Origin of the sequence: Jannaschia sp. R86511 (assembly GCF_042466345.1) — a bacterium.
GTDB lineage: Bacteria > Actinomycetota > Actinomycetes > Actinomycetales > JBBAYJ01 > Aquipuribacter.
In genome coordinates this window covers 2,728,014-2,752,125 of the sequence record NZ_JAXHCD010000001.1, presented here as the reverse complement: position 1 = coordinate 2,752,125, position 24,112 = coordinate 2,728,014, and the positions used below count along the sequence as shown (strand labels likewise).

Here is a 24,112-nt window from a genome sequence, read left to right as displayed (position 1 = left end):
GCGGCCGGACGCCCGTCGACCCGGGTCAGTCGACGAGCGTCCGGCCGGTCAGGCGCAGGAACACGTCCTCCAGGGTCGAGCGGCGCGGCAGCAGCGACATCGGCCGCTCCCCGCCCAGCGCCAGCACGGCCGTGGCGGTCTCGTCCGCGTCCTGCACGTACAGCAGAACCCGGTCCGGCAGCACCTCCACGCGCTGCGCCAGCCGCTGCAGCGCCTCGGCGTAGGGCTCGTGGTCGTCGGTCCGGTAGCGCACCTCGAGGACCTCGCGGGTGGAGTGCTCCCGGATCAGGTCGGCCGGGCTGCCCTCGGCCACGTACCGCCCGCCGTCCATGACCACGAGGCGGTCGCACAGCTGCTCGGCCTCGTCCAAGTAGTGCGTGGTCAGCACCAGGGTCACGCCCTCGCGCTTGAGCCGGTACAGCCGGTCCCACAGCACGTGGCGCGCCTGCGGGTCCAGGCCCGTGGTCGGCTCGTCGAGCAGCAGGATGTCCGGGTCGTTGACCAGCGCGCGGGCGATGGTCAGCCGTCGCTTCATGCCCCCGGACAGGGGCTCGACCACGGAGTCCGCGCGGTCGGACAGCTGCACGAACTCCAGCAGCTCGTCCGCCTTGGCCCGCACCGCGGCCCGGCTCATGCCGAAGTAGCGGCCGTAGACGACCACGTTCTCCCGGACCGTCAGGTCCTCGTCCAGGGTGTCCTTCTGCGGCACCACGCCGAGGCGGGCCCGGATGCTGGGCCCGTCGTGGCGGGGGTCCAGCCCCAGGATGCTCAGCTCGCCCTCGGTCGGGTCCGAGACGCAGCCCACCAGCCGCATGGTGGTGGACTTGCCCGCTCCGTTGGGCCCCAGGATCCCGAACGACTCGCCCTGCCGGACGTCCAGGTCGATGCCGTCTACGGCCGTGAACCCGCCGTAGACCTTGCGCAGCCCGCGCGCGTGCACCAGGACGGGCCCCGAGGGACCCGGCTGCTCCCCCGCCGACGGTTCGAGCAGCGGACCGGCGGCCCCGCTCACGCCCGGTCCGGCGCCGGCTCGGGGGCGGGCAGCTGGCCGATGGCGCGCAGCCGCTCGGCCAGGCGGTGGCCGTCGCCGCCGTGCAGGACCGGCACCGGGCCCGCCCCCTCGTCGGTGTCCGGCACGGCCAGACCCCGGGCCAGCACCTGCTCGGCGGGCGAGAGCTCGCGCAGCAGCACCGCCCGGATGCGGTCCGGCGCCTCGCGGGCGACCGTGGAGTAGATGTCGGGGTCGTGCTGGCCGTCGTCGCCGACGAGCAGCCAGCGCAGGTGCGGCAGCTCCACCCGCAGCCGGCGCAACGAGGCCAGCTTGTGCTCCCGGCCGGACCGGAACCAGCCGGTGTTGGTCGGGCCCCAGTCGGTGAGCAGCAACGGGCCCACCGGGAAGCCGTGGCGGCGCAGGAACCGGCGCAGGAACGGCGCCGTGTTCCACGCGCCCGTGGACAGGTACAGCACGAACGCGCCCGGGTGCGCCTGCTGGAACTGCCGGTACAGCTCCTGCATGCCGGGCACCTCCGCCCGGGCGGTCTCCTGCCGGACGAACGTGTTCCACGCCGCGATGAACGGCCGGGGCAGCCACGTCACCATGACGGTGTCGTCGATGTCGCTGACCAGGCCCGCGTCGGTGTCGGCGCCGACCACGACCACCTCGCCCACGCCGGGCTCGCCGCCGGCGGGGGTCATGGTGACCGGGTGCCGCCCGGCCGGCAGGTCGATCTGCAGGACGGCGTCCACCAGGCCGGCCCGGTCGGCCCGCACCTGGTAGGCGTGCCCGGCGACCTCGACCGTCACGGGGCAGTACTCCACCTGCGCGGTCAGGAAGCTGCGCCAGCCGCGCCGCTTGACCCAGGCCCGGTAGGGCGTCTCCGGGCGGGCCATGAGCACCCGGCCGAACACCCGGACCCAGCCCGGGCGGTGCACGGCCGGCACGTCCACCGTGGCGCCGTAGCCGCGGTTGACCTGGACGCGGGCCACCCAGCCCCGGCGACGCAGCACCCGCACCGAGAACCGGTTGACCACGTCCTCGGCGATCGCGGCCATGTGGCGGCCGGCGTCCTCCGCCGCGGCGGCCAGCTGGTCGGCGGGGGTGTCCGCGGGGGCGTTCACGTGCGCGCCGCCTGCCCGTCGGAGCCCTGCCGGCCCCGACGCCGGCGGTCGCGCCCCAGCCGCCGCTCCGGCGGCACGTCCATCGCGTCGCACAGCGCGAGCCAGACCGTCCTCGGGTCGGTCCCGGCCTCGATCGCCTGGGCCGCCGTCGCGTCCAGCGGCGCCAGCACCAGGTCTGCGACCAGCGTGTCCCCCAGGGCACGCCCGAACTCCTCGTGGGTGAGCGTCCTGAACTCGCTGATCCTCACGCCAGAGGTCTACCACGACAGGCCGGATGTCGGTCCTTGGCACCATGATGAGCCGGTGAGCCGTACCCCCTCCGCCGCCTCGGTGCTGCAGCGGTTCTCCCCCGCCACGCGGGACTGGTTCGACGGGGCGTTCCCGGCCCCGACGCCGGCGCAGGTGGGGGCCTGGGACGCGGTGAGCAGCGGCGAGGACGCGCTCGTGGTCGCCCCCACCGGGTCCGGCAAGACGCTGGCCGCGTTCCTGTGGTCGCTGGACCGGCTGGCGGCCGAGCCGGTGCCCGAGGAGCCGCAGCGTCGCTGCCGGGTGCTGTACGTGTCCCCGCTCAAGGCGCTGGCGGTCGACGTCGAGCGCAACCTGCGCTCGCCCCTGACCGGCATCCGCGCCAGCGCCCAGCGGCTGGGGCTGCCCGAGCCGACCACGACGGTGGGGGTGCGCTCCGGCGACACCTCGCCGCAGGAGCGGCGCACGCTCGCCCTGCGCCCGCCGGACGTCCTGATCACGACCCCGGAGTCGCTGTTCCTGCTCGTCACCTCCCGGGCCCGGGAGTCCCTGCTCGGGGTGCAGACGGTGATCCTCGACGAGATACACGCCGTGGCCGGGACCAAGCGCGGCGCCCACCTGGCCCTGACGCTGGAGCGGCTCGACGCGCTGCTGGACCGCCCGGCGCAGCGGGTGGGGCTGTCGGCCACCGTGCGCCCGGTGCAGGAGGTGGCCCGGTTCCTGTCCGGCGGCCGCCCGGTCCGGGTGGTGCAGCCGCCGTCGGACAAGCAGTTCGACGTCTCGGTCGTGGTCCCGGTGCCCGACCTGTCCGACCTGGGCACCCCGACGGGCGAGGTGGTCGGCAGCGCCGCCGGCGAGGAGGAGCGCCGCTCCATCTGGCCGCACGTCAACTCCCGCGTCGTCGACCTCGTCGCGGCCCACACGTCCACCCTGGTGTTCACCAACTCCCGGCGGCTGGCCGAGCGCTTCACCGCCCAGCTCAACGAGACCTGGCAGGACCGCCAGGACGCCGCGGCGGCGGAGGCCGACGGATCCGACCCGTCCGACGGGGCCGACGGGGCCGGTGCGCCGGTGCGGCCCGCCGAGCGGCGCCCGCCCGCCCAGGTGATGGCGCAGGCCGGCACCTCGTCCGGTGCGGACCCGGTGCTGGCCCGGGCCCACCACGGCTCGGTCAGCAAGGAGCAGCGCGCCCTGATCGAGGACGACCTCAAGACCGGCAGGCTGCCCGCCGTCGTCGCCACCAGCAGCCTCGAGCTGGGCATCGACATGGGCGCGGTCGACCTGGTCGTGCAGGTGGAGTCCCCGCCCAGCGTGGCCTCCGGCCTGCAGCGGATCGGCCGCGCCGGGCACCAGGTCGGTGCGGTGTCGCGAGGCGTGGTCTTCCCCAAGCACCGGGCCGACCTCGTGCAGTCCGCCGTGGTGGTCGAGCGGATGGTCGCCGGGCAGATCGAGGCGCTGCGGGTGCTGACGTCACCGTTGGACGTCCTGGCCCAGCAGGTCGTCGCGATGTGCGCCATGGACGACTGGGCCGTCGACGACCTGTACGCCCTGGTGCGCCGGACGGCGTCGTTCGCCGACCTGCACCGCGGCCCGTTCGAGGCGACGCTGGACATGCTGGCCGGCCGCTACCCCAGCGAGGACTTCGCCGAGCTGCGGCCACGGCTGGTCTGGGACCGGGTCACCGACACCGTCACCGGTCGTCCCGGGGCGCAGCGGCTGGCCGTGACCAGCGGCGGCACCATCCCCGACCGGGGCCTGTTCGGGGTGTTCCTGGCCGGTTCCGAGGGCGCCGGGCGCCGGGTGGGCGAGCTCGACGAGGAGATGGTCTACGAGACCCGGGTGGGCGACGTCATCACCCTGGGGGCCAGCTCCTGGCAGGTCCAGGACATCACCCGCGACCAGGTCCTCGTCACCCCGGCCCCGGGCCGGGCCGGCAAGCTGCCGTTCTGGCACGGCGACGCCCTGGGCCGTCCCGCCGAGCTGGGCCACGCGGTCGGCGCGTTCGTCCGCGAGCTGGTCCGCGCCAGCCCGGCCAAGGCCCGCACCCGGGCCATGTCCGCCGGGCTGGACGAGTGGGCCGCCGACAACCTGCTCGCCTACCTCGGCGAGCAGAAGGAGGCCACCGGGCACGTCCCCGACGACCGCACCATCGTCGTGGAGCGCTTCCGGGACGAGCTGGGCGACTGGCGGGTGTGCGTGCACTCCCCCTTCGGCGGGCAGGTCCACGCGCCGTGGGCGCTGGCGCTGGGCGCGCGGTTCCGGGAGCGGCACGGCGTGGACGTGCAGGCCATGCACGGTGACGACGGGATCGTGCTGCGCCTGCCCGACGTCGAGGTGAGCGGCTGGGGCGACGACGGCGGTGGCGCGGACCGGGAGCCCGACCCGTGGCAGACGCCGCCCGGGGACGGGCCCGCCTGGCCGGGGGCCGCCCAGGTCGCCGGCATCGACGTGCCCGACATCGTCGTCCTGGAGGCCGACGACGTCGAGGACCTGGTCACGCAGGAGATCGGCGGCTCGGCCCTGTTCGCCTCCCGGTTCCGGGAGTGCGCGGCCCGGGCCCTGCTGCTGCCCCGCCGCACACCCGGGCGCCGGCAGCCGCTGTGGCAGCAGCGCCAGCGCGCCGCGTCGCTGCTGGACGTGGCCCGCCGCTACCCGGCCTTCCCGATCGTGCTGGAGACGGTGCGGGAGTGCCTGCAGGACGTGTTCGACGTCCCCGGCCTGGTCGGGCTGATGCGCGAGATCGCCTCCGGCGAGGTGCGGGTCGTGGAGGTCGAGACGGCCTCGCCGTCGCCGTTCGCCCGCTCGCTGCTGTTCGGCTACGTCGCGCAGTTCCTCTACGAGGGCGACTCCCCCCTGGCCGAGCGCCGGGCGGCGGCGCTCTCGCTGGACCCGCAGCTGTTGGCCGAGCTGCTGGGCCGCGGCGACGGCGCGTCGCTGCGCGACCTGCTGGACCCCGACTCCGTCACCACGACCGAGGAGGAGCTGCAGCGGCTCGTGCCCGAGCGGCGCGCCCGCGGGGCCGAGGACGTCGCGGACCTGCTGCGCGTGCTGGGCCCGCTGCCCCTGACCGAGATCGCCCGCCGCTGCGTCGAGCCGGACCAGGCCGGCGCCCACGTCGAGCGGCTGCGGACCGAACGGCGCGTGGTCGACGTGCGCATCGGCGGGCAGGCCTGCGTCGCGGCCGTCGAGGACGCCGCCCGGCTCCGGGACGCGCTGGGCGCCGCCCTGCCCGTGGGGCTGCCCGAGGCCTTCCTCGTGCCGGTGCCGGACCCCGTCGGGGACCTGGTGAGCCGGCACGCCCGCACCCACGGCCCGTTCTCCGCCGCCGAGGTCGCCACCCGCTTCGGCCTCGGGGTGGCCGTCGTCGAGACGGCGCTGCGCCGGCTGGAGCAGGCCGGACGGCTGACGTCGGGCGCCATCCGGCCGCTGTCGGTCGGTGGCGGCGGTGAGGGCCTCGACTGGTGCGACGCCGGCGTGCTGCGCGTGCTGCGCCGCCGTTCGCTGGCGGCGCTGCGGCAGGAGGTCGAGCCGGTGACGGCCCGCGACCTCGCCCGGTTCGTGCCGTCGTGGCAGTCGGTGACCGCGCCCGGCGGGTCCGGGCGGGCCGTCGGCCTGCGGGGCGCGGACGGGCTGCTGCGCGCCGTCGAGCAGCTGGCGGGGGCCCGCGTGCCGGCCAGCGCGCTGGAGTCCCTGGTGCTGCCGGCCCGGGTCACCGACTACCAGCCGGCCCTGCTGGACGAGCTGACCGCGGCCGGCGAGGTCGTCTGGGTCGGGCACGGCCCGCTGGCCGGGGGCGACGGCTGGGTGTCGCTGCACGCCGCGCACACGGCCCACCTGACCCTGCCCGTGCCGGGGCTCGCCCCGGCACCCGTGCCCCCGCCCGGACCGGCCGCCGACGCCGACCCCGACGCCGACCCGGCCGAGGTGGCCGCGAGCGGGTCCCCCGGCGAGGCCGACCCGGAGGTCGCCGCCCGGGTGCTGGAGCTGCTGGGCTCCGGCGGGGCGTTCTTCTTCAACCGCCTCGCCACGGCCGTCGCGCCCGGCGGGGTGTCCGAGGCCGACCTGGTCCGGGTGCTGTGGGACCTGGTCTGGTCGGGCCGGGTCACCAACGACACGCTGGCCCCGCTGCGGGCCCTGGTGTCCGGCGGCGCCACCCACCGCACCCCGGCCAAGGCGCCCCGGTCCCGGTACCGGCGCGCGCCGCGGATGCGGCCGTCCGGGGCCGGCGGCCTGCTGGGCGCCGCGGCCCGCTCCGGTCCCCCCACCACCGCGGGGCGCTGGTCGCTGGTGCCGGACGTCGAGACCGACGCGACGGTGAGGGCCGCGGCCACGGCCGAGGTGCTGCTGGACCGCTACGGCGTGGTCACCCGGGGCTCGGTGGTGGCCGAGGAGGTCGTCGGCGGGTTCGCCGGGGTCTACCGGGTGCTGGCCGCGATGGAGGAGACGGGTCGGGTGCGCCGCGGCTACTTCGTCGAGGGCCTGGGTGCCGCGCAGTTCGCGACCGTCGGCGCCGTCGACCGGCTGCGGGCCGGCGCGGCCGGGCCCGACGCGGAGCCCGAGCCCGGCGACGAGCCGCTCGACGGGACCGGGCGGCCTCCCGCCGGCCCCGGCCTGGTGCTCGCCGCCACCGACCCGGCCAACCCGTACGGCGCGGCGCTGCCGTGGCCCGAGCGCGAGGGCCACCGGGCAGGACGCAAGGCCGGTGCGCTCGTCGTGCTGGTCGACGGCGACCTGGCCATGTACGTGGAGCGGGGCGCGCGGTCCCTGCTGACCTACTCCGAGGACGAGACCGTCCTGACGTCGGCCGCCCAGGCCCTGGCCCACACGGTCCGGGCCGGTCGGCTGGGCCGGGTCACCGTGACCAAGGCCGACGGCGCCGGGGTGCTGGACGCCTCCGGCACCGTCGCGCAGGTGCTGGAGGCCGCGGGGTTCCGCGCCACGCCGCGCGGGCTGCGGGCGGGCTGATGCCGGAGGGCGACACCGTCTGGCTGGCGGCCAAGCGGCTGGACCGGGCGCTGGCGGGCAAGGAGCTGGTCGGCTTCGACCTGCGGGTGCCTCAGCTGGCCACGACGGACCTGACCGGCAGCACCGTCGCGGCCGTCGTGCCGCGGGGCAAGCACCTGCTGACCCGGTTCGAGGGCGGCCCGGGCGACGGGCTGACGCTGCACACCCACTTCCGGATGGACGGCACCTGGCACCTGTACCCCGACGGCGAGGCCTGGCGCGGCGGCGCCGACTGGCAGGTCCGGGCGGTCCTGAGGGTGCCCGGCACCACGGCCGTCGGCTACCGGCTGCCAGTGGTCGACCTGGTCCGCACCGACGACGAGGACAGCGTCGTCGGCCACCTGGGCCCCGACGTGCTCGGGCCGGGCTGGGACCCGGACGAGGCGGTGCGACGCCTCGCCGAGGACCCCGACCGGATGATCGGCGACGCGCTGCTGGACCAGCGGCTGATCGCCGGCCTGGGCAACATCTACCGGACCGAGACCTGCTTCCTGGTGGGGGTGACGCCGTTCACCCCGGTGGGCGCCCTGGCGGAGCACGGCACCGACCTCGCCCGCGTCGTCACCGTCGGGCAGCGGCTGCTGGACGCCAACAAGGACCGCTACGTGCAGGCGACGACGGGCGACCTGCGCAAGGGACGCAACCACTGGGTGTTCGAGCGGCGCGCCTGCCTGCGCTGCGGCACCCGCGTGCTGACCGCGCACACGGGGCGGGCCGGGGTCGAGCGCGTGGCCTGGTGGTGCCCGTCCTGCCAGCAGGGTCCCGCGCCGGAGCCCGTGCCCGTCCGTGAGCTGCTGCCCCGGACGGTCGGCCGGACGCGCTACCGCCCCTGAGCGGGACGGCACCCGGTCCGGGCCCGGCCCTGTCGGGACGTGCCCGCTCGGGACGTGCGCGGGTCAGGCGACGTGCGCGGGTCAGGCGACGGGGGCGAGGTCGTCCTCGGAGGCCACCGGGGCCGGGATGACGGTCTTGTGGATCGCGTCCACGGGGCGTGCCGGCGCACGACCGGCTCGGGCCGGAGCACCCGCGGGCTCGCTCAGCCGGGCCGCGAGCGACTCGGACACGGCGACGCGGTCGCTGACGGAGCGCAGCACGCTTGACATGGGCACGTCGAGCGCCTCGCAGATGCTGAGCAGCAGCTCCGACGAGGCCTCCTTCTGACCACGCTCGACCTCGCTCAGGTAGCCGAGCGACACGCGTGCCGTGGAGGAGACGTCCCGCAGCGTGCGCCCCTGCCGCTGGCGGGCACCGCGCAGGACGTCGCCGATCTCTTCTCTCAGCAGGACCATGACGACCTCCCTTCCCGACCGGATCTGGCCGGCCTTCGATGCGGTGCGTCCACCCCGCGGCGTTCCCCGGGGAGGATCCGCTGCAGCGGATGGTCGCTCCACGGTACCCCGAGCCCGGCCCGGGCACCTCGCGGGGAGGTTGCGATCACGTAAAGCCACCCGAGCGGACCCGGAGGGACCGTGCTGCAGGGGTCAACGCCCGGGACGGCTCCGGCCTTCCCACCCTGCCGGCCTTCCCACCCGCGCCGGTGTCCCGACCGGGCCGGACGACGTCGACCCGGGTCGGCCCGTCAGGCCTGGTCGCGGCCGACCCCGGCCCGGTGCCGGCGGGCTGCGCCCAGGATCGCCACGGCGTACTGCACGCCCGTCACCACGGTCACCACGACGGCGGCCGCCATGATCACGTAGCCGATCGCGGTCAGCGCGGGCGGCAGCGGGGCCACCAGGGCGGTCAGCGCCACGGTCTGCAGGACGGTCTTGAGCTTGCCGCCCTTGGACGCCGGCACCACGGTGTGCCGGATGACGGCGGCCCGCAGCGCGGTCACGCCGATCTCGCGGCCCAGGACCAGGACCGTCACCCACCACGGCAGCAGCCCGAGCGCGCTCAGGGCCACGAAGCCCGACCCGGTCAGGGCCTTGTCGGCGATCGGGTCGGCGACGATGCCGAAGGTGGTCACCGTGCCGTTGCGCCGGGCCAGGTAGCCGTCGAGGCGGTCGGTGGCCGCGGCCCCGGCGAACACGCCCGCCGCCCACCACCGCAGACCGTCGTTCTGCCCGCCCTCGGCCAGCAGCAGCCACAGGAACACGGGCACCATGAAGATGCGCAGCAACGTCAGCGCGTTGGGGACGTTGGCGTTGCGCCGCCAGGAGCCGGCGTCCATCAGCGCTCCCGCCCGGGCGCCAGGGCCAGCAGGTCGGCGCCGTCGGAGCCGACGACCCGCGCCGTCACGAACGCGCCGACCCCGGCGCCGGTGCCGCCGGGGAGGACGACCGACGTGCTGCCGTCCACGTCCGGGCCCTGGTGCGCGGCGCGGCCGGACACCACCACGGCGTCACCGGACCGGGTGGGCCCGGGCAGCAGCGCCAGCACCTCGGCGGCGGACTGCTCGTCCAGCAGGTCCTCGACCAGCACGACGACCTCCTCGTCCATGCGGTCCTCGGCCCGCTGGGCGACCAGCTCGTCCACGACCGCGGTCACGTGCTCCACCCGGGCGGCGACCTCGTCGGCGTCGTGCTTGCCGTCGTAGCCCGCCGCCTCCGTGCCGTCCTCGTCGGAGTAGCCGAACACGCCCACGACGTCGAGGCGGGCCGAGGCCAGGAACTGCACGAGCTCCTCGACGTCGGCCTCGGTCTCGCCCGGGAACCCGACGATCACGTTGGACCGGATGCCGGCCGTCGGCGCCAGCGCCCGGACCCGCTCCACCAGGGACAGGAAGTCGGCGGTGCCGCCGAAGCGGCGCATCCGCCGCAGCAGCGCGGGGGCCGCGTGCTGGAAGGACAGGTCGAAGTACGGCGCCACGCCGGGGGTGGTGGCGATGGCCTCCAGCAGCCCGGGCCGCAGCTCGGCGGGCTGCAGGTAGGACACCCGCACCCGCTCGACGCAGTCGACGGCGGCCACGGCCGGCAGCAGGTTCTGCAGCAGGTCCAGGTCGCCCAGGTCCTTGCCGTAGCTGGTCGTGTTCTCGCTGACCAGGAACACCTCGCGCACGCCCCGCTCACCGAGCCAGCGGGCCTCGTCCAGCACCTCGGTGGGGCGGCGGGAGACGAACGAGCCGCGGAAGGCGGGGATGGCGCAGAACGTGCACCGCCGGTCGCAGCCGGAGGCGAGCTTGAGGGGCGACCAGGGGGCCGTGCCGAGCCGGGCCCGGACCACGGGCGGGCCGGAGGCGGGGGCCACTGCGGCCAGGCCGGCCTGCTCGGCCACCTGCCCCGGGGCCGGCGCGGTCGACACGGTCCCCGGCCCGGTCGGTGCCACCGACGGGGCGGCCGGGGCACCACCCATGCCCGGGACCGCGGTGCCGGCGCGGGCGGCCTGCCGGTCCACGGGGCTCAGCGGCAGCAGGAGCCGGCGGTCGCGGGGGGTGTGGCTGGCCGGGCGCTCGCCGGCGAGGATGCCCTGCAGGTGGGTGTGCAGGTCGGCGTAGGAGTCGAAGCCGAGCACGGCGTCCGCCTCGGGCAGGGACTCGGCGAGCTCGTTGCCGTAGCGCTCGGCCAGGCAGCCCACGGCCACCACGGCCCGGGTCCGGCTGGCGCCGTCGTGGCCGCCGTCCTTGAGCTCCGCCGCCTCCAGCAGGGTGTCGACCGAGTCCTTCTTGGCCTGCTCGACGAAGCCGCAGGTGTTGACCACGGCCACGTCGGCATCGGCGGCGTCGGCCACGAGCTCCCAGCCGTTGGCCTGCAGGCGACCCGCCAGCTCCTCGGAGTCCACGTCGTTGCGGGCGCAGCCGAGGCTGGTGATCGCGACCCGGCGGGTCGGGGTCGGGCTGGGGGCAGGCACACCAGAAGGGTACGGGCCGTGGGGCCGCGGTCGGTCCGCCCGCGCCCCGGCGCTCCCGCGCACGGGCTGTCGGTGGCCGCGTGCGGCGAGCAGGATGGCCCGATGACGGCGTCGCACCTGGAGGTCGAGACCACCCTCGAGCCACCGGAGGCCGACCCCACCTGGGCCCTGCCGGTGGACCGGCTGCGGGACCTGCCCGGCGTGGACCGGGTCGTCGAGCCGCCCCCCGTCACCCTGCGGGCCCGCTACCACGACACCACGGGCCTGGCGCTGCTGCGGGCGGGGCTGACGCTGCGGCGCCGTGAGGGCGGCGCCGACGCCGGCTGGCACCTCAAGCTTCCTGCCGAGGGCGGCCGCCTCGAGCAGCACGCGCCCCTCACCGCCGTCGACGGCCCCGTGCCCGCCCCGCTGCTCGGGCTGTCCCGGTCGCGGCACCGGGACCTCCCGCTGGTCGTGGTCGCGCAGCTGCGGACCGAGCGCCGCACGGTGCTGCTGACGGCGGCCGACGGCACGGTCCTGGCCGAGGTGGCCGACGACACGGTGGCCGCCGAGGTGCCCCCGGCCGTGGCCGCCGACGGCGGGACCGCCCGACCGGGCTGGCGCGAGCTGGAGGTCGAGCTCGTGGCCGGCGACGACGACCTGCGCCGGGCGGCGGTGGACGTGCTCCTCGCCGCCGGGGCGACGACCTCGACGCACCCCTCGAAGGTCGGCCGGGCCCTGGCGGCCGCGGGCGCCGGCCCCCGGCTCGCGCCGCCCGGGCCGGGGACGCCGGGCGCCTCCGGCGGTGACGGCGCCGCGGCGGTGCTGCTGGCCGCGGTGGTCCGGCACCGGGAGACCCTGCTGGTGCAGGACCCGCTGGTGCGCCTGGACGCCCCGGACGCCGTGCACAGCATGCGGGTGGCCTGCCGTCGGCTGCGCAGCCTGCTGGCCGCGTTCCGGCCGCAGCTGGACCCGGCCGTCAGCGAGCCGCTGCGTGAGGAGCTGCGCTGGCTGGGCCAGGTGCTGGGCGGGCCCCGCGACGCGGAGGTGGTGCGGGCCCGGCTCGCGACCCGCCTGGGCGAGCTGCCGGCCGGCGGCGGCGACCGGGTGTGGCCGGCTCCCCCGGCCGCGCCGGGTGCGGTGGCCGCGCTGGACGGGGCGCGGTACCTGCAGCTGCTCGCCGCGCTCGACGGCTTCGTGGCCGACCCCCCGGTGGTGGCCCACCGGGGTCGGCGCCGCGGCACCCGCCGCGCCGCCCGGCACGCCTACCGGCGCGTGGCCCGGGCGCTGGCCGCCGTACCCGCCGCCCCCGGTCCGGAGCAGGACACCGCCTGGCACGAGGTTCGCAAGGCCACCGAGCGGCTGCGCTACACCTGCGAGGCCGTCACGACGGTCCACGGCGCCCCCGCCCGTCGCCTGGCCCGCCGGGCCGAGGCGCTGCAGGAGCGGCTGGGCGAGCACCAGGACTCCGTGCTGGCCCGCGACGTGCTGCGCGGCGCGGCGGGGCGGACCGACGACCGCGACGAGACGTTCCTGCTCGGGACCCTGGCGGGGCTGGAGCTCGCGTCCGCCCGCGCCGTGCTGGCCGACCTGGACCGCCCCGTCCGCCGGCTGCACCGGGCGGCCGCGAGGTGGTTCGACTGAGCCGTCCGGTGGTTCGACCGAGCCGTGCGGTGGCTCAGCCCTCCGCGGCGACCTCGCGCAGGGTCTTGGTCGGCCGCAGCCAGGCGCCGTGCACGGGCAGCGAGTCCAACCGGGTGCGGTCCAGCGGCTGCAGGAACGCCCCCGGCACCTCCTCCAGGTCGAGGAACCGGATGTGCGGCGACTCCGCGGCGTAGCCGGCCACCTCGAAGAACGACAGCACCGTGACCTCGACGCCCTCGCGGGCCAGGACCTCCAGCGGCTCCAGGAAGTTGCGACCGTCCCCGCTGGCCACCACCAGCCGCTTGAGCCGGCCCGACCGGGCGCGGTGGTGGACGTGCTCGAGCATGTCGAGGTCGACGTCGTCGCGGTCGGCCAGCTTCGGGCGGGCGAAGACGGCGAAGCCGAGGGACCGTACGGCCTCCACCCAGCCCCGCATCTGCCCGGCCAGCATCGGCGGGACGTTGGCGAACACGGCGGCCTCGACCTCGTGGCCGCGGGAGCGCTCGACCAGCCAGCGGGCGATGGCGTCGTAGCGCGGCCGGTTGGCCGCGGTCGGCTTGGCCCCGATGACCTGGGCCAGGGTCGCGTCGATGTTGGGCGCGTCCCACACCATCAGGTCGACGGGGCCGTCGCCCGGGGGCATCGGGTACTCCGGCGTCGGCCGCTGGCTCGCGGGGTGCCCCGTGGCCGGGGCGTCCTCGTAGCCGTCGTCGGCGCTGTCCAGGGCGTCCTCGTCCACGTCGTACACGTCGGCGGGGTCGGCGCCGTGCGCCGCGCCCGTCACGTCGGTCCAGCGGTCAGCCACGTCCGGTCAGCTCCCATGCGTCCTCGGCCACGTCCTCGTCCGACTCGTCGTACACCGGGGCGGCACCGTGGCCGGCACCACCCGTCGCCGCACCCGTCGTCTCGCCCGCCGTCGGGGCCGCGCCCGCCACGGGTCCGTCCCCACGCAGCCGGGCGAGCACCTCGGGCAGGTCGTCGGGGCGGACCATGACGTCGCGCGCCTTGGAGCCCTCGCTCGGCCCGACGATCTCGCGCGACTCCAGCAGGTCCATCAGCCGGCCCGCCTTGGCGAAGCCGACCCGCAGCTTGCGCTGCAGCATGGACGTGGAGCCGAACTGGGTCGTGACGACCAGCTCGGCCGCCTGCAGCAGCACGTCGAGGTCGTCCCCGATGTCCTCGTCGATCTGCTTCTTCGCCACGGGGGCCGTGACGTCCTCGCGGTAGGACGGCTGGAGCTGCTCCTTGACGTGGCTGACGACCTGGGCGATCTCGGACTCGTTGATCCAGGCGCCCTGCACGCGCATGGGCTTGCTCGCCCCCATGGGCAGGAACAGCGCGTCGCCCTGCCCGATCAGCTTCTCGGCGCCGGGCTGGTCGAGCACGACGCGGGAGTCGGCCAACGAGCTGGTGGCGAACGCGAGCCGGCTCGGCACGTTGGCCTTGATCAGACCGGTGACCACGTCGACGCTGGGCCGCTGGGTGGCCAGCACCAGGTGGATGCCGGCCGCGCGGGCCAGCTGGGTGATCCGCACGACGGAGTCCTCGACGTCGCGGGGCGCGACCATCATGAGGTCGGCCAGCTCGTCGACGATGACCAGCAGGTACGGGTAGGGCGCCAGGGTGCGCTTGGAGTCCGGGGGCAGGTTGACCTCGCCCTTGCGGACGGCCTTGTTGAAGTCGTCCACGTGCCGGAAGCCGAACGCGGCCAGGTCGTCGTAGCGGTGGTCCATCTCGGCCACGACCCACTGCAGCGCCTCGGCCGCCTTCTTGGCGTTGGTGATGATCGGGGTGATCAGGTGGGGCACGCCCTCGTAGCTGGTCAGCTCGACCCGCTTGGGGTCGACGAGGATCATCCGCACCTCGTCCGGGGTGGACCGGACCAGCACCGACGTGATCATGGAGTTGATGAACGACGACTTGCCCGCCCCGGTGGCCCCGGCCACCAGCAGGTGCGGCATCTTCGCCAGGTTGGCCACCACGTAGCCGCCCTCGACGTCCTTGCCCACGCCGATGGTCATCGGGTGCGTGCTGCGGCGGGCGACCTCGGAGCGCAGCACGTCGCCCAGGGCGACGGTCTCCTTGTCGGCGTTCGGGATCTCGATGCCGATGGCGGACTTGCCGGGGATCGGGGACAGGATGCGGACCTCGGCGCTGGCCACCGCGTAGCTGATGTTGCGCGACAGCGCCGTGACCCGCTCGACCTTGACGCCCTGGCCGAGCTCGACCTCGTACCGGGTGACCGTCGGGCCCCGGGTGTAGCCGGTCACGGCCGCGTCGATGCCGAACTGGGTGAGCACGTCGGTGAGGGCCTCGACGATGCCGTCGTTGACCGGGCTCCGGGTCTTGTGCGGGGTGCCGGCGTGCAGCTGGTGGACGTCGGGCAGCGTGTAGACGATGTCGCCGGTGAGCGTCAGCTGCTCCACCCGGCCCGGCAGGTCGGGCAGCTCCGGCATCGGGGTGACCACCGGCTCGGGCTCGGGCTGGACGACGGCGGACGGCGGGGGCCCGCCGGCCGCGACGTCGGCGGCGGTCCCGGTCGTGCCCCGGCCGCGACCGCGACCCGCTCCGGCGGGAGCGGGACCGGCGTCCGGGCCCAGCGGGTCGTCCTCGTGCCACACCACGGCGGCGGAGTCGTAGGGCACCTCGGTGCTCTCGGTCTCGGCGAGCTCGTCGGCCTCCGCCCGGGCCAGGGCGCGCGCCTTGCGACCGCGCAGGCCCTTGCGGCGGGGGACGATCTCCTCGCCGTGCCGGCCCGTGGCGACCGGGTCGTCGTCGGCACGGTCGTCGTCGAGGTCGTCGTCGAGCTCGTCGGGGCGTGCCGCGCCCCCGGTCAACCAGACCAGGCCGTCCCGCACGCGGTCGGTGACCTCGTGCAGGGGCGTGGCGGTGACCACCAGCACCCCGAAGCAGCCGAGCAGGACCAGGACCGGCACGGTCAGCCACACCGACACGGCCGCCTCGAGCGGGTTGGCGACCAGGAAGCCCAGCACGCCTCCCCCGGCCCGCAGCGCGGGGCCGCCCTCGGGCGGGGCGGGGAAGCCGGCCGCCACCTGCAGCACGCCGGCGCTGGCGGCCCCGAGGGCCAGCAGGCCGATGCCGATGCGGCCGTTCTCCCGCTCGGCGTCCGGGCGCCGGAACAGGCGCAGGCTCAGGGCCAGCAGCACCACCGGCAGGGCCAGGGCCGCCCGCCCCAGCAGGCCGGCGGCGCCCAGGTGGACCCACTCGATGACCACGCCGTCGAGGCGGAACCACTCGCCCGCGGCGACGACGGCCGCCGCGGCCAGCAGCAGGAACCCGATCCCGTCACGGCGGTGGGCCGGGTCCAGCTCGCTCGCGCTGCGGTGCACGGAGCGGACCACGGAGCCGACCAGTCGACCGGGCAGGGTGAGCAGCGCCAGCAGGAGCCGCCCGGCCCCGCCGGAGCGCTGGGCCTGGCGGGCGGGCACCTTGCCGCCGCGGCTGCCGGGCCCGCCGGAGGCGGAGCGACCGCCTGCGGAGCGACCGCCTGCGGAGCGACCGGTGGTGGCGGTCTTCGCCCCGCCCGACCGCGGGCTGCCGCCCTTGCCGGCCGCCTTCGTCGTGGTGACCTTGGTGGTGGCGGTGCCGCCCCGCGACGAGCCGCCCGAGCGCCCGGCGGGGCGGGCGGCACCGCGGGAGGCGCCGGCGGGGCGCGAGGACGACGATCGGGTCACGCGGCCACCGTACGCGCGCCCCGCGGCCCCGGGTCGGTTCCCACGCCGGGCCGCCGGGCCTGCTCAGGCGCTGAGCACGACCGGGATGATCATGGGTCGGCGGCGGAACCGCTCGTTGACGAAACGGCCCACCACGCGCCGGACGACCTGCTGCAGCTGGTGCTGGTCGGTGGCCCCGCCCGCCACGGCCTCCAGCAGCGCGGCCTCGATCCGGGGGGTGACGTCGTCGAAGCCGGTGTCGTCCTCGGCGAAGCCACGCGCGTGCAGGTGCGGTCCGGCCACGACGCGGCCGGTGTCGTGGTCGACGACGACGAAGCAGGACACGAACCCCTCCTCCGACAGGATCCGACGGTCCTTGAGGTCGGCCTCGGTGAGCTCCCCCACCGTGGCGCCGTCGACGTAGACCAGGCCGACCTCGACGGCGCCCACCACCCGGGCCACCCCGTCCTCCAGGTCGACGACGTGGCCGTCCTCGACGACGACGACCCGTTCCGGGTCCAGGCCGGAGGCCACGGCGATCGCCGCGTTGGCGCGCAGGTGGCGCGGCTCGCCGTGCACCGGCATGACGTTGCCGGGGCGCACCAGGTTGTAGACGTACATCAGCTCGCCGGCCGTGGCGTGACCACCGGTGTGGACCCGGGCCACGCCCTTGTGCACCACGTCCGCCCCGAGCCGGGTCAGCCCGTTGATGACCCGGAACACGGCGTTCTCGTTGCCCGGGATCAGGCTGGAGGCCAGCACCACGGTGTCGCCCGGGCCGACCTGGACCCGGTGGTCGCCGTTGGCCATCCGGGACAGCGCGGCCATGGGCTCGCCCTGCGAGCCGGTCGACATGATGACCACGCGCTCGTCGGGCAGCCGCTCCACGGCCTTGATGTCGCCCAGGACGCCGTCGGGCACCTGCAGGTAGCCGAGGTCGCGGGCCACGGCCATGTTGCGGACCATCGACCGGCCGACGAACGCGACGGTGCGGCCGTGCTCGGCCGCCGCGTCCAGCACCTGCTGCACCCGGTGCACGTGGCTGGCGAAGCTGGCCACGACGACCCGCTTGCGCGCCCGGGCGAAGATCCCGGACAGCACCGGGCCGATGTCCCGCTCGGGCAGGGTGAAGCCCGGCACGTCGGCGCTGGTGGAGTCGATCATCAGCAGGTCGACGCCGCGGTCGGCCACCCGGCCGAACGCCCGCAGGTCGGTGATCCGGCGGTCCAGCGGCACCTGGTCGAGCTTGAAGTCACCCGTGTGCAGGACGGTGCCGGCGCTGGTGGTGACGGCGACCGCGAGGGCGTCGGGGATGGAGTGGCTGACGGCCAGGAACTCGCAGGAGAACGGTCCGAGCTGTTCGGTCGTCCCCTCCTTCACCGTCAGGCTGTACGGCGTCAGGCGGTGCTCGCGCAGCTTGGCCTCGACGAAGGCCAGCGTCAGCCGCGAGCCCACGAGCGGGATGTCGGGGCGCAGCCGCAGCAGGTACGGCACGGCACCGATGTGGTCTTCGTGGCCGTGCGTCAGCACCACCGCGACTACGTCGTCCAGCCGGTCGGCGATGGGTCCGAAGTCGGGCAGGATCAGGTCGACCCCGGGCTGGTCGTCCTCGGGGAACAGCACGCCGCAGTCGACGACCAGCAGCTTGCCGTCCTGCTCGAGCACGGCCATGTTGCGGCCGATCTCGCCGAGCCCGCCCAGCGGCAGGACCCGCAGGACCCCGGGGCGCAGCGGCGGCGGCGGGCCGAGCTCGGTCCTCGCGGGCAGCACGGCGGCGGGCCTAGAGCAGCCCCGCCGCGACCAGCGCGGCCCGCAGGTCGGCGGTCTGGGCGTCGTCGGCGGGCAGCAGCGGCAGCCGGACGGCGGGGCTCGGCACCCGGCCCAGCAGGTGCAGCGCGGCCTTGACCGACACGACCCCCGGCATCCGCCCCATGACGGCGTCCACGAGCGGCTGGGCGCGGCGGTGCTCGGCGACGGCGGTGGCCAGGTCACCGGCGTCGACGGCGGCGACCAGCCGGGCGAAGGCGGAACCGAGCAGGTGGGTGGTGACGCCCACCACGCCGGCCCCGCCCAGGGCGAGGTAGGCCAGGGTCATGCCGTCTTCGCCGGAGTAGAACGCCAGGTCGCTGCCGCTCATCACCCGGGTGGCCGCCTGCAGGTCGCCCTTGGCGTCCTTGACCGCCACGACACGGGGGTGCTCGCCCAGGCGCAGCAGCGTCTCGGTGTCGAAGGCCACGGCCGAGCGGGCGGGGATGTCGTAGAGCATCACGGGCAGCTCGGTGGTGTCCGCGACCGCCTCGACGTGGGCCTGCAGGCCCGCCTGGCTCGGCCGGGAGTAGTACGGCGCCACCACCAGCAGGCCGTCGGCACCCGCGGCTGCGGCGGCCCGGGCGAGCTGCTGGCTGTGCGCGGTGTCGTTGGTCCCCACGCCGGCGAGCACGGGGCCCCGGCCCGCGACGGCCGCCACGACGGCACGCAGCAGCGCGTCCTTCTCGGCGTCGGAGGTGGTGGGCGACTCGCCCGTGGTGCCGCTGACCACCAGGCCGTCGTGGCCGTCGGCCAGCAGCGTGTCGGCCAGCGCCGCGGCTGCGGCCAGGTCGACCGCGCCGTCCGCGGTCATGGGGGTGGTCATCGCCGTGAGGACGGCTCCGAAGGGGCGATGCGACATGCGGGCGAGGGTACCGACCGGGGCGACCGCCGGCGGTCGCCGGCCCGGGCGCGCCGGGACGAGGAAACCGCGGCACCAGTCGCTCGGGGGGTCCGGCTGGCACCGCGGTTCACCGGCTGCATCGTGGCGGGACGGACATTCGTTACACCCCATGACGAGGGGCTGGGCGTGACGTACGTCACACCTTGCCTACGCTCCGGGTGGTCAGGGGGCGACGCGACCGTTGCCGTCGAACGCGGCGTGGGTGACCGGCATCAGGCCGGCCCAGGCCGTCTCCATCTGCTCGGCCACCAGCTCGATCTCGCGCTGCGGGTACGACGGGAAGGTCGAGTCCTCCCGCTTGGTGCGCAGGCTCAGGAAGTTCATCAGCGCCCGCGCGTTCAGCGTCACGTACATCGACGAGTACAGCGACAGCGGGAGCACGATGCGGGCCACCTCCCGCGCCACGCCGGCCTGGAGCATGTCCTGGTAGGCCTGCCACGCCGCCAGCGCGGCCTCGCGGCTGCGGCGGCCCACGAGCTCGTGCTGCTCCGCGGTGCCCTCGACGAAGTCGTAGGCGCCGGGCTTGCCGACCTGGCGCAGCCGCCGCTCGGGACCCGGGACGTAGAACACCGGCCGCATCTGGCGGTAGCGGCCCGACTCCTCGTTGTACGAGGCGACCCGGTGGCGCTGGAACTCGCGGAACACGAACAGCGGGGCCGACACGTAGAACGTCATGACGGCGTGCTCGAACGGGCTGCCGTGGCGGTCGCGCATCAGGTAGCGGATGAGGCCCGCCGAGGCGTTGGCGTCCGCCTCGACGTCGGCGAGGCTCGCCTCCCCCTTGGTCGACACCCGGGCCGCGAACAGCACGTCCGCGTCGCGGGCGCTGTGCTTGACCAGCTCCACGTCCATGTCGGAACGGAACCGCGGGGTCGTGTCGGGGGCGTCGCTGCTCACCCGCCCCACGCTAGCGGGCGGCACCCACCACGACCGGCCGGCCACCGGCACGACCGGGACCACCGCGCGGCGGCTGGGACACTGGGCCGGTGAGCCTGTCGACGACCGCCCCCCGCGCCCAGGGCCCCCGGCCCGTGCACGGCACCACCTTCGCCGCCGTCCTGTTCGACATGGACGGCACCCTGGTCGACTCCACGCCGTCGGTGGTCCGCTCCTGGGTGCGCCTGGCCGAGGAGAACGGGATCAGTGTCGAGACCCTCCAGGCCGCGGCCGGGCACGGCCGACCGGCGCGCGACATCGTCGCCGACCTGTTCCCGCCCGCCGGTCGGGCCGCGGCGCTGGAGCGCATCACCGCGCTGGAGATCGACGACGTCGAGGGCGTGGTGGCCCTGCCGGGCGCCGAGTCCGCCCTGCGGGCCGTCGGCTCCGTCGCGGCCATCGTCACCTCGTGCGCCGCGGACCTGGCCGTGGCCCGTCAGCAGGCGGCGGGGATCCCGGTGCCGCAGGTGGTCGTCACCGCCGACGACGTGACCCGCGGCAAGCCCGACCCCGAGCCGTTCCTGCTCGCCGCCCGCGTGCTGGGGGTCGAGCCCGCCCGCTGCCTGGTCGTGGAGGACGCCCCCGCGGGCCTGAGCGCCGGCCGGGCCGCCGGCATGACCACGCTCGCGGTGACCACGACGCACAGCGCGGCCGAGCTGGACGCGGACCGCGTGGTGGGCGACCTGGCGGGGGTCACCATGACCCGAACCGGCGACGGCGTGGCGGTCACGGTCCGCTGACGCACGCGAGCACCGGCGCCCGTGGGCGTCGGTGCTCGGGTGAGGCGCGGGGTCGGTGCGGGCCGACCCCTGGTGTGCGGCTCGGTCAGTGCTCGAAGTCGCCGACGTAGTGCTCGAACAGCAGCCCGATCGACGTCACGGCCAGGATGCCCAGGCCGATCAGGAACATCCACACCCCGACGGCCATGCCCGCGAAGATCACGGCGCCGCCGGCGGCGACCCCGATGGGCCAGACGCTGCGGGGGTTGAAGAACCCGAGGTCACCGGCGCCCTGGGCGATCTCGCCCACGGGGTCGTCCTCGGGGCGCGCGTCGACCCGCAGCGACACCAGGTACAGGTACAGCCCGATCATGGCCGACAGCCCGCCGGTGAGCAGGATGGCGATGAAGCCGACGTACTCCCAGCCGGACAGCAGCCCGTAGACGAACGCCAGCGGCACGAAGAAGAACGCGCCCGATCCCAGGACCCAGGTCTCGACCCTCATGTCAGCGGCCCTTCCGCTCGTCGGTGGGCACACCCGGCTCCCGGCGGATGTCGGCGTCGCCGAGCACCTGCTCCAGGACCGTCTTGTCGGCGAAGGCCTGGTCGGCGGCCGCCACCTCCGGGTGGTGCAGGTCGAACGCCGGCCGCTCCGAGCGGATGCGGGGCAGGCTGGCGAAGTTGTGCCGCGGCGGCGGGCACGACGTGGCCCACTCCAGCGACCCGCCCCATCCCCAGGGGTCGTCCTGGGTGACCTTCTGGCCCCTGGTCGCGGTGACGTAGACGTTCCACAGGAACGGCAGGGTCGCCGCGCCCAGGACGAACGCCCCGACGGTGGAGATCTGGTTGAGCAGCGTGAAGCCGTCCTCGGGCAGGTAGTCGGCGTAGCGCCGGCTCATGCCCTCGACCCCCAGCCAGTGCTGGATCAGGAACGTGGTGTGGAACCCGACGAACGTCATCCAGAAGTGCAGCTTGCCCAGGTTGTCGTTGAGCATCCGGCCGGTGAACTTGGGCCACCAGAAGTAGAAGCCCGCGAACATCGCGAACACCACGGTGCCGAACACGACGTAGTGGAAGTGCGCCACCACGAAGTAGCTGTCGGACAGCTGGAAGTCCAGCGTGGGCGAGCTGAGGATGATGCCGGTCAGGCCGCCGAACAGGAACGTGATGAGGAACCCGATGGACCACAGCATCGGGCTCTCGAAGGTCAACGACCCCCGCCACATCGTGCCTATCCAGTTGAAGAACTTCACCCCGGTGGGCACCGCGATCAGCATCGTCATGAAGGCGAAGAACGGCAGCAGGACCGCGCCGGTGACGTACATGTGGTGGGCCCACACCGCGACCGACAGGCCGGCGATGGCGATGATCGCGAAGACCATGCCCTTGTAGCCGAACAGCGGCTTGCGGCTGAAGACCGGGATGACCTCGCTGATGATGCCGAAGAACGGCAGCGCGATGATGTACACCTCGGGGTGGCCGAAGAACCAGAACAGGTGCTGCCACAGGATGGCGCCGCCGTTCTCGGCCTCGAACACCACCGAGCCCAGCCGACGGTCCGCGCCCAGCACGAGCAGGGCGGCGGCCAGCGGCGGGAAGGCCATCAGCACGAGCACGCTGGTGATCAGCGTGCTCCAGGCGAAGATCGGCATCCGGAACATGACCATGCCCGGGGCGCGCATGCCGATCACCGTGGTGATGAAGTTGACGGCACCGAGGATCGTGCCGAAACCACCCAGGGCCAGGCCGAAGATCCACAGGTCCGCGCCCAGACCGGGCGAGTAGGCCTCGGTCGACAGCGGCGCGTAGGCGAACCAGCCGAAGCCGGCCGCGCCCTGCGGGGTGAAGAACCCGGCCACGGCGATGAGCCCGCCGAACAGGTACAGCCAGTAGGCGAAGGCGTTGAGCCGCGGGAACGCCACGTCGGGGGCGCCGATCTGCAGCGGCAGCAGCCAGTTGGCGAAACCGGCGAACAGCGGCGTCGCGAACAGCAGCAGCATGATCGTGCCGTGCATCGTGAACAGCTGGTTGTACGACTCGCGGCTCTCGACGACCTGCAGACCGGGCGCGAAGAGCTCGGCCCGGATCACGAGCGCCATGGCGCCGGCGATGATGAAGAAGAAGAAGGACGAGATCAGGTACAGCGTCCCGATCTTCTTGTGGTCGGTCGTGGTCAGGTAGTCGGCCAGGACCTGCCCGGCCGAGCGGGTGCGGATCGCGGTGGTGACGTCGTCCGCCCGCTCGGTGACCCGGCTGTCGGACCTCTCGACGGTGGCCATCAGCTGTCACCCTCCTGGATGTCGTCCTGGTCCGCGGTGGTGCTGCCGGTCTCGCCCGTGCGGCCGGTGCCGGTCACGGTGCCACCGAGGCGGCGGTCGTTCTCGATCACGCCGCTGCGGTTGAGGTCGTTGGGCAGCGCCCCGGTCTGGCCGGCCGCCTCGAGCGAGGCGATGTAGTCGTCGTACTCGTCGCGGCTGACGACGTTGACGTTGAACAGCATCTCGGAGTGGTACTCGCCGCAGAGCTCGGCGCACTTGCCCTTGAACACGCCCTCCTTGGTCGGCACGACCTGGAAGCGGTTCTCGCGGCCCGGGATGTTGTCCATCTTGAACAGGAAGGCGGGGATCCAGAACGAGTGGTTGACGTCACGGGCGAACAGGTGGAACTCGACCCGCTCGTCGACGGGCAGCCACAGCGTCGGGATGCGCTCCTCGGCCCCCTCGGTGCCGTCGAGGCCGGCCTGCACGCCGGTCTCGTAGACGTCCTCGTCCACGTAGTTGAAGTCCCAGGACCACTGCTTGCCGATGACCTCGACGACGTGGTCGGGCTCCTCCTCCAGGCTGAGGATGTCGGCCTGCGACACGGCCGTGTAGTAGAAGAGCACCGCCACCATCATCAGCGGGACGGCCGTGTACATGACCTCCAGCGGGAGGTGGTACCGGAACTGCGGCGGCACGTCGGGGTCGCCCGCCCGGCGCCGGTAGGCGATGACGCACCAGATCGTCAGGCCCCAGACCAGGACGCCGACCGCGAGGGCGGCGATCCAGGACCCGTTCCACAGCTGCTGGATCACCGGGGTCTGGTTGGTGGCCCCCACGGACTCGGCGGGCAGGTACCCGCGCGCGAGCTGGTCGGCCGAGCAGCCGCTGAGGGCGAGCAGCGCGAGGGCCGCGAGGCCGGCGCGTGCGAACCGGAACCTGGTGGCCGCGGAGCGAGTTGTCACCACTGAGCCCTTCCCGATGAGTCTGTCGAGGGCGCTGACGAGCCCGATGCCGTGTGCGGTGGTGCTGCGCCGA

Annotated in this window: 18 protein-coding genes; 4 read left to right on the top strand and 14 right to left on the bottom strand. The window is 75.0% G+C overall.

The annotated features are described in order from the left end of the window. Nucleotides 1–25: 25 nt before the first annotated feature. Genes SJY06_RS12930 through SJY06_RS12920 form a run of 3 tightly spaced genes read right to left on the bottom strand, consistent with a single transcriptional unit; the run spans nt 26 to nt 2,366 of the window. The gene (locus tag SJY06_RS12930; protein WP_380167945.1) at nt 26–1,012 is read right to left on the bottom strand and encodes an ABC transporter ATP-binding protein; all 987 of its coding nucleotides are present in this window, start codon (nt 1,010–1,012) and stop codon (nt 26–28) included. Continuing rightward, a complete protein-coding gene (locus SJY06_RS12925; RefSeq protein WP_380167944.1) occupies nt 1,009–2,118 on the bottom strand; it encodes an App1 family protein in 1,110 nt (369 codons plus the stop codon). Before SJY06_RS12925 ends, SJY06_RS12930 begins: the two co-directional genes overlap by 4 nt. Further along, on the bottom strand, nt 2,115–2,366 hold the full coding sequence (locus SJY06_RS12920) for a DUF3046 domain-containing protein (RefSeq protein ID WP_380167943.1): 252 nt from the start codon (nt 2,364–2,366) through the stop codon (nt 2,115–2,117). Before SJY06_RS12920 ends, SJY06_RS12925 begins: the two co-directional genes overlap by 4 nt. A gap of 55 nt (nt 2,367–2,421) precedes the next feature. Between SJY06_RS12920 and SJY06_RS12915 the strand changes: the two genes are divergently transcribed. Both SJY06_RS12915 and SJY06_RS12910 read left to right on the top strand, forming a co-directional pair. Next, complete coding sequence (locus SJY06_RS12915; protein WP_380167942.1) at nt 2,422–7,329, top strand: DEAD/DEAH box helicase; 4,908 nt, start codon at nt 2,422–2,424, stop codon at nt 7,327–7,329. Further along, on the top strand, nt 7,329–8,201 hold the full coding sequence (locus SJY06_RS12910) for a DNA-formamidopyrimidine glycosylase family protein (RefSeq protein WP_380167941.1): 873 nt from the start codon (nt 7,329–7,331) through the stop codon (nt 8,199–8,201). Before SJY06_RS12915 ends, SJY06_RS12910 begins: the two co-directional genes overlap by 1 nt. 81 nt (nt 8,202–8,282) lie before the next feature. Here the strand turns inward: SJY06_RS12910 and SJY06_RS12905 are convergent, their stop codons facing one another. The 3 genes from SJY06_RS12905 to SJY06_RS12895 form a co-directional block, all read right to left on the bottom strand. After that, the gene (locus SJY06_RS12905) at nt 8,283–8,657 is read right to left on the bottom strand and encodes a helix-turn-helix domain-containing protein (RefSeq protein ID WP_380167940.1); all 375 of its coding nucleotides are present in this window, start codon (nt 8,655–8,657) and stop codon (nt 8,283–8,285) included. Between the two features lie 290 nt (nt 8,658–8,947). Continuing rightward, nucleotides 8,948–9,538, bottom strand: a complete 591-nt coding sequence (gene pgsA / locus SJY06_RS12900) for a CDP-diacylglycerol--glycerol-3-phosphate 3-phosphatidyltransferase (protein ID WP_380167939.1) — start codon at nt 9,536–9,538, stop codon at nt 8,948–8,950. After that, a complete protein-coding gene (locus SJY06_RS12895) occupies nt 9,538–11,154 on the bottom strand; it encodes a MiaB/RimO family radical SAM methylthiotransferase (protein WP_380167938.1) in 1,617 nt (538 codons plus the stop codon). The genes pgsA and SJY06_RS12895 overlap by 1 nt, the downstream gene beginning before the upstream one ends. A gap of 102 nt (nt 11,155–11,256) precedes the next feature. Between SJY06_RS12895 and SJY06_RS12890 the strand changes: the two genes are divergently transcribed. Continuing rightward, nucleotides 11,257–12,777, top strand: coding sequence for a CHAD domain-containing protein (locus SJY06_RS12890; protein ID WP_380167937.1), 1,521 nt, complete (start codon nt 11,257–11,259; stop codon nt 12,775–12,777). Between the two features lie 34 nt (nt 12,778–12,811). On the opposite strand, the gene SJY06_RS12885 is transcribed toward SJY06_RS12890, so the two are convergent. From SJY06_RS12885 to thyX, 5 genes are all read right to left on the bottom strand, one after another. Then, nucleotides 12,812–13,582, bottom strand: coding sequence for an NYN domain-containing protein (locus SJY06_RS12885; RefSeq protein WP_380167936.1), 771 nt, complete (start codon nt 13,580–13,582; stop codon nt 12,812–12,814). Beyond that, complete coding sequence (locus SJY06_RS12880; RefSeq protein ID WP_380167935.1) at nt 13,575–16,472, bottom strand: DNA translocase FtsK 4TM domain-containing protein; 2,898 nt, start codon at nt 16,470–16,472, stop codon at nt 13,575–13,577. The genes SJY06_RS12885 and SJY06_RS12880 overlap by 8 nt, the downstream gene beginning before the upstream one ends. A 63-nt stretch (nt 16,473–16,535) precedes the next feature. Continuing rightward, entirely contained in the window at nt 16,536–18,221 is a 1,686-nt protein-coding gene (locus SJY06_RS12875) for a ribonuclease J (RefSeq protein WP_380167934.1), read from the bottom strand. 10 nt (nt 18,222–18,231) lie between these two features. Next, nucleotides 18,232–19,119 (bottom strand): 4-hydroxy-tetrahydrodipicolinate synthase, encoded by an 888-nt coding sequence (gene dapA, locus SJY06_RS12870; RefSeq protein ID WP_380167933.1) that lies wholly within the window; start codon nt 19,117–19,119, stop codon nt 18,232–18,234. Nucleotides 19,120–19,323: 204 nt separating this feature from the next. Continuing rightward, entirely contained in the window at nt 19,324–20,058 is a 735-nt protein-coding gene (thyX, locus tag SJY06_RS12865; protein ID WP_380167932.1) for an FAD-dependent thymidylate synthase, read from the bottom strand. 89 nt (nt 20,059–20,147) lie between these two features. Between thyX and SJY06_RS12860 the strand changes: the two genes are divergently transcribed. Beyond that, nucleotides 20,148–20,837, top strand: coding sequence for an HAD-IA family hydrolase (locus tag SJY06_RS12860; protein ID WP_380167931.1), 690 nt, complete (start codon nt 20,148–20,150; stop codon nt 20,835–20,837). 85 nt (nt 20,838–20,922) lie between these two features. Here SJY06_RS12860 and SJY06_RS12855 read toward each other — a convergent pair whose 3' ends face one another. The 3 genes from SJY06_RS12855 to coxB are packed head-to-tail and all read right to left on the bottom strand — an operon-like array spanning nt 20,923 to nt 24,039. Beyond that, nucleotides 20,923–21,321 carry a cytochrome c oxidase subunit 4 gene (locus tag SJY06_RS12855; protein ID WP_380167930.1) on the bottom strand — a complete coding sequence of 133 codons (399 nt, stop codon included), beginning with the start codon at nt 21,319–21,321 and terminating at the stop codon, nt 20,923–20,925. 1 nt (nt 21,322) lies between these two features. Beyond that, nucleotides 21,323–23,095 carry a cytochrome c oxidase subunit I gene (gene ctaD, locus SJY06_RS12850; RefSeq protein ID WP_380167929.1) on the bottom strand — a complete coding sequence of 591 codons (1,773 nt, stop codon included), beginning with the start codon at nt 23,093–23,095 and terminating at the stop codon, nt 21,323–21,325. Continuing rightward, a complete protein-coding gene (gene coxB / locus SJY06_RS12845) occupies nt 23,095–24,039 on the bottom strand; it encodes a cytochrome c oxidase subunit II (RefSeq protein ID WP_380167928.1) in 945 nt (314 codons plus the stop codon). Before coxB ends, ctaD begins: the two co-directional genes overlap by 1 nt. Nucleotides 24,040–24,112 lie beyond the last annotated feature (73 nt).

Excerpts from the sequence above, each read along its gene's own strand:
- SJY06_RS12890 (WP_380167937.1), top strand. The coding sequence starts at position 11,257 with ATGACGGCGTCGCACCTGGAGGTCGAGACCACCCTCGAGCCACCGGAG.
- dapA (WP_380167933.1), bottom strand. The coding sequence starts at position 19,119 with ATGTCGCATCGCCCCTTCGGAGCCGTCCTCACGGCGATGACCACCCCC.
- SJY06_RS12905 (WP_380167940.1), bottom strand. The coding sequence starts at position 8,657 with ATGGTCCTGCTGAGAGAAGAGATCGGCGACGTCCTGCGCGGTGCCCGC.
- SJY06_RS12910 (WP_380167941.1), top strand. The coding sequence starts at position 7,329 with ATGCCGGAGGGCGACACCGTCTGGCTGGCGGCCAAGCGGCTGGACCGG.
- ctaD (WP_380167929.1), bottom strand. The coding sequence starts at position 23,095 with ATGGCCACCGTCGAGAGGTCCGACAGCCGGGTCACCGAGCGGGCGGAC.
- pgsA (WP_380167939.1), bottom strand. The coding sequence starts at position 9,538 with ATGGACGCCGGCTCCTGGCGGCGCAACGCCAACGTCCCCAACGCGCTG.
- SJY06_RS12855 (WP_380167930.1), bottom strand. The coding sequence starts at position 21,321 with ATGAGGGTCGAGACCTGGGTCCTGGGATCGGGCGCGTTCTTCTTCGTG.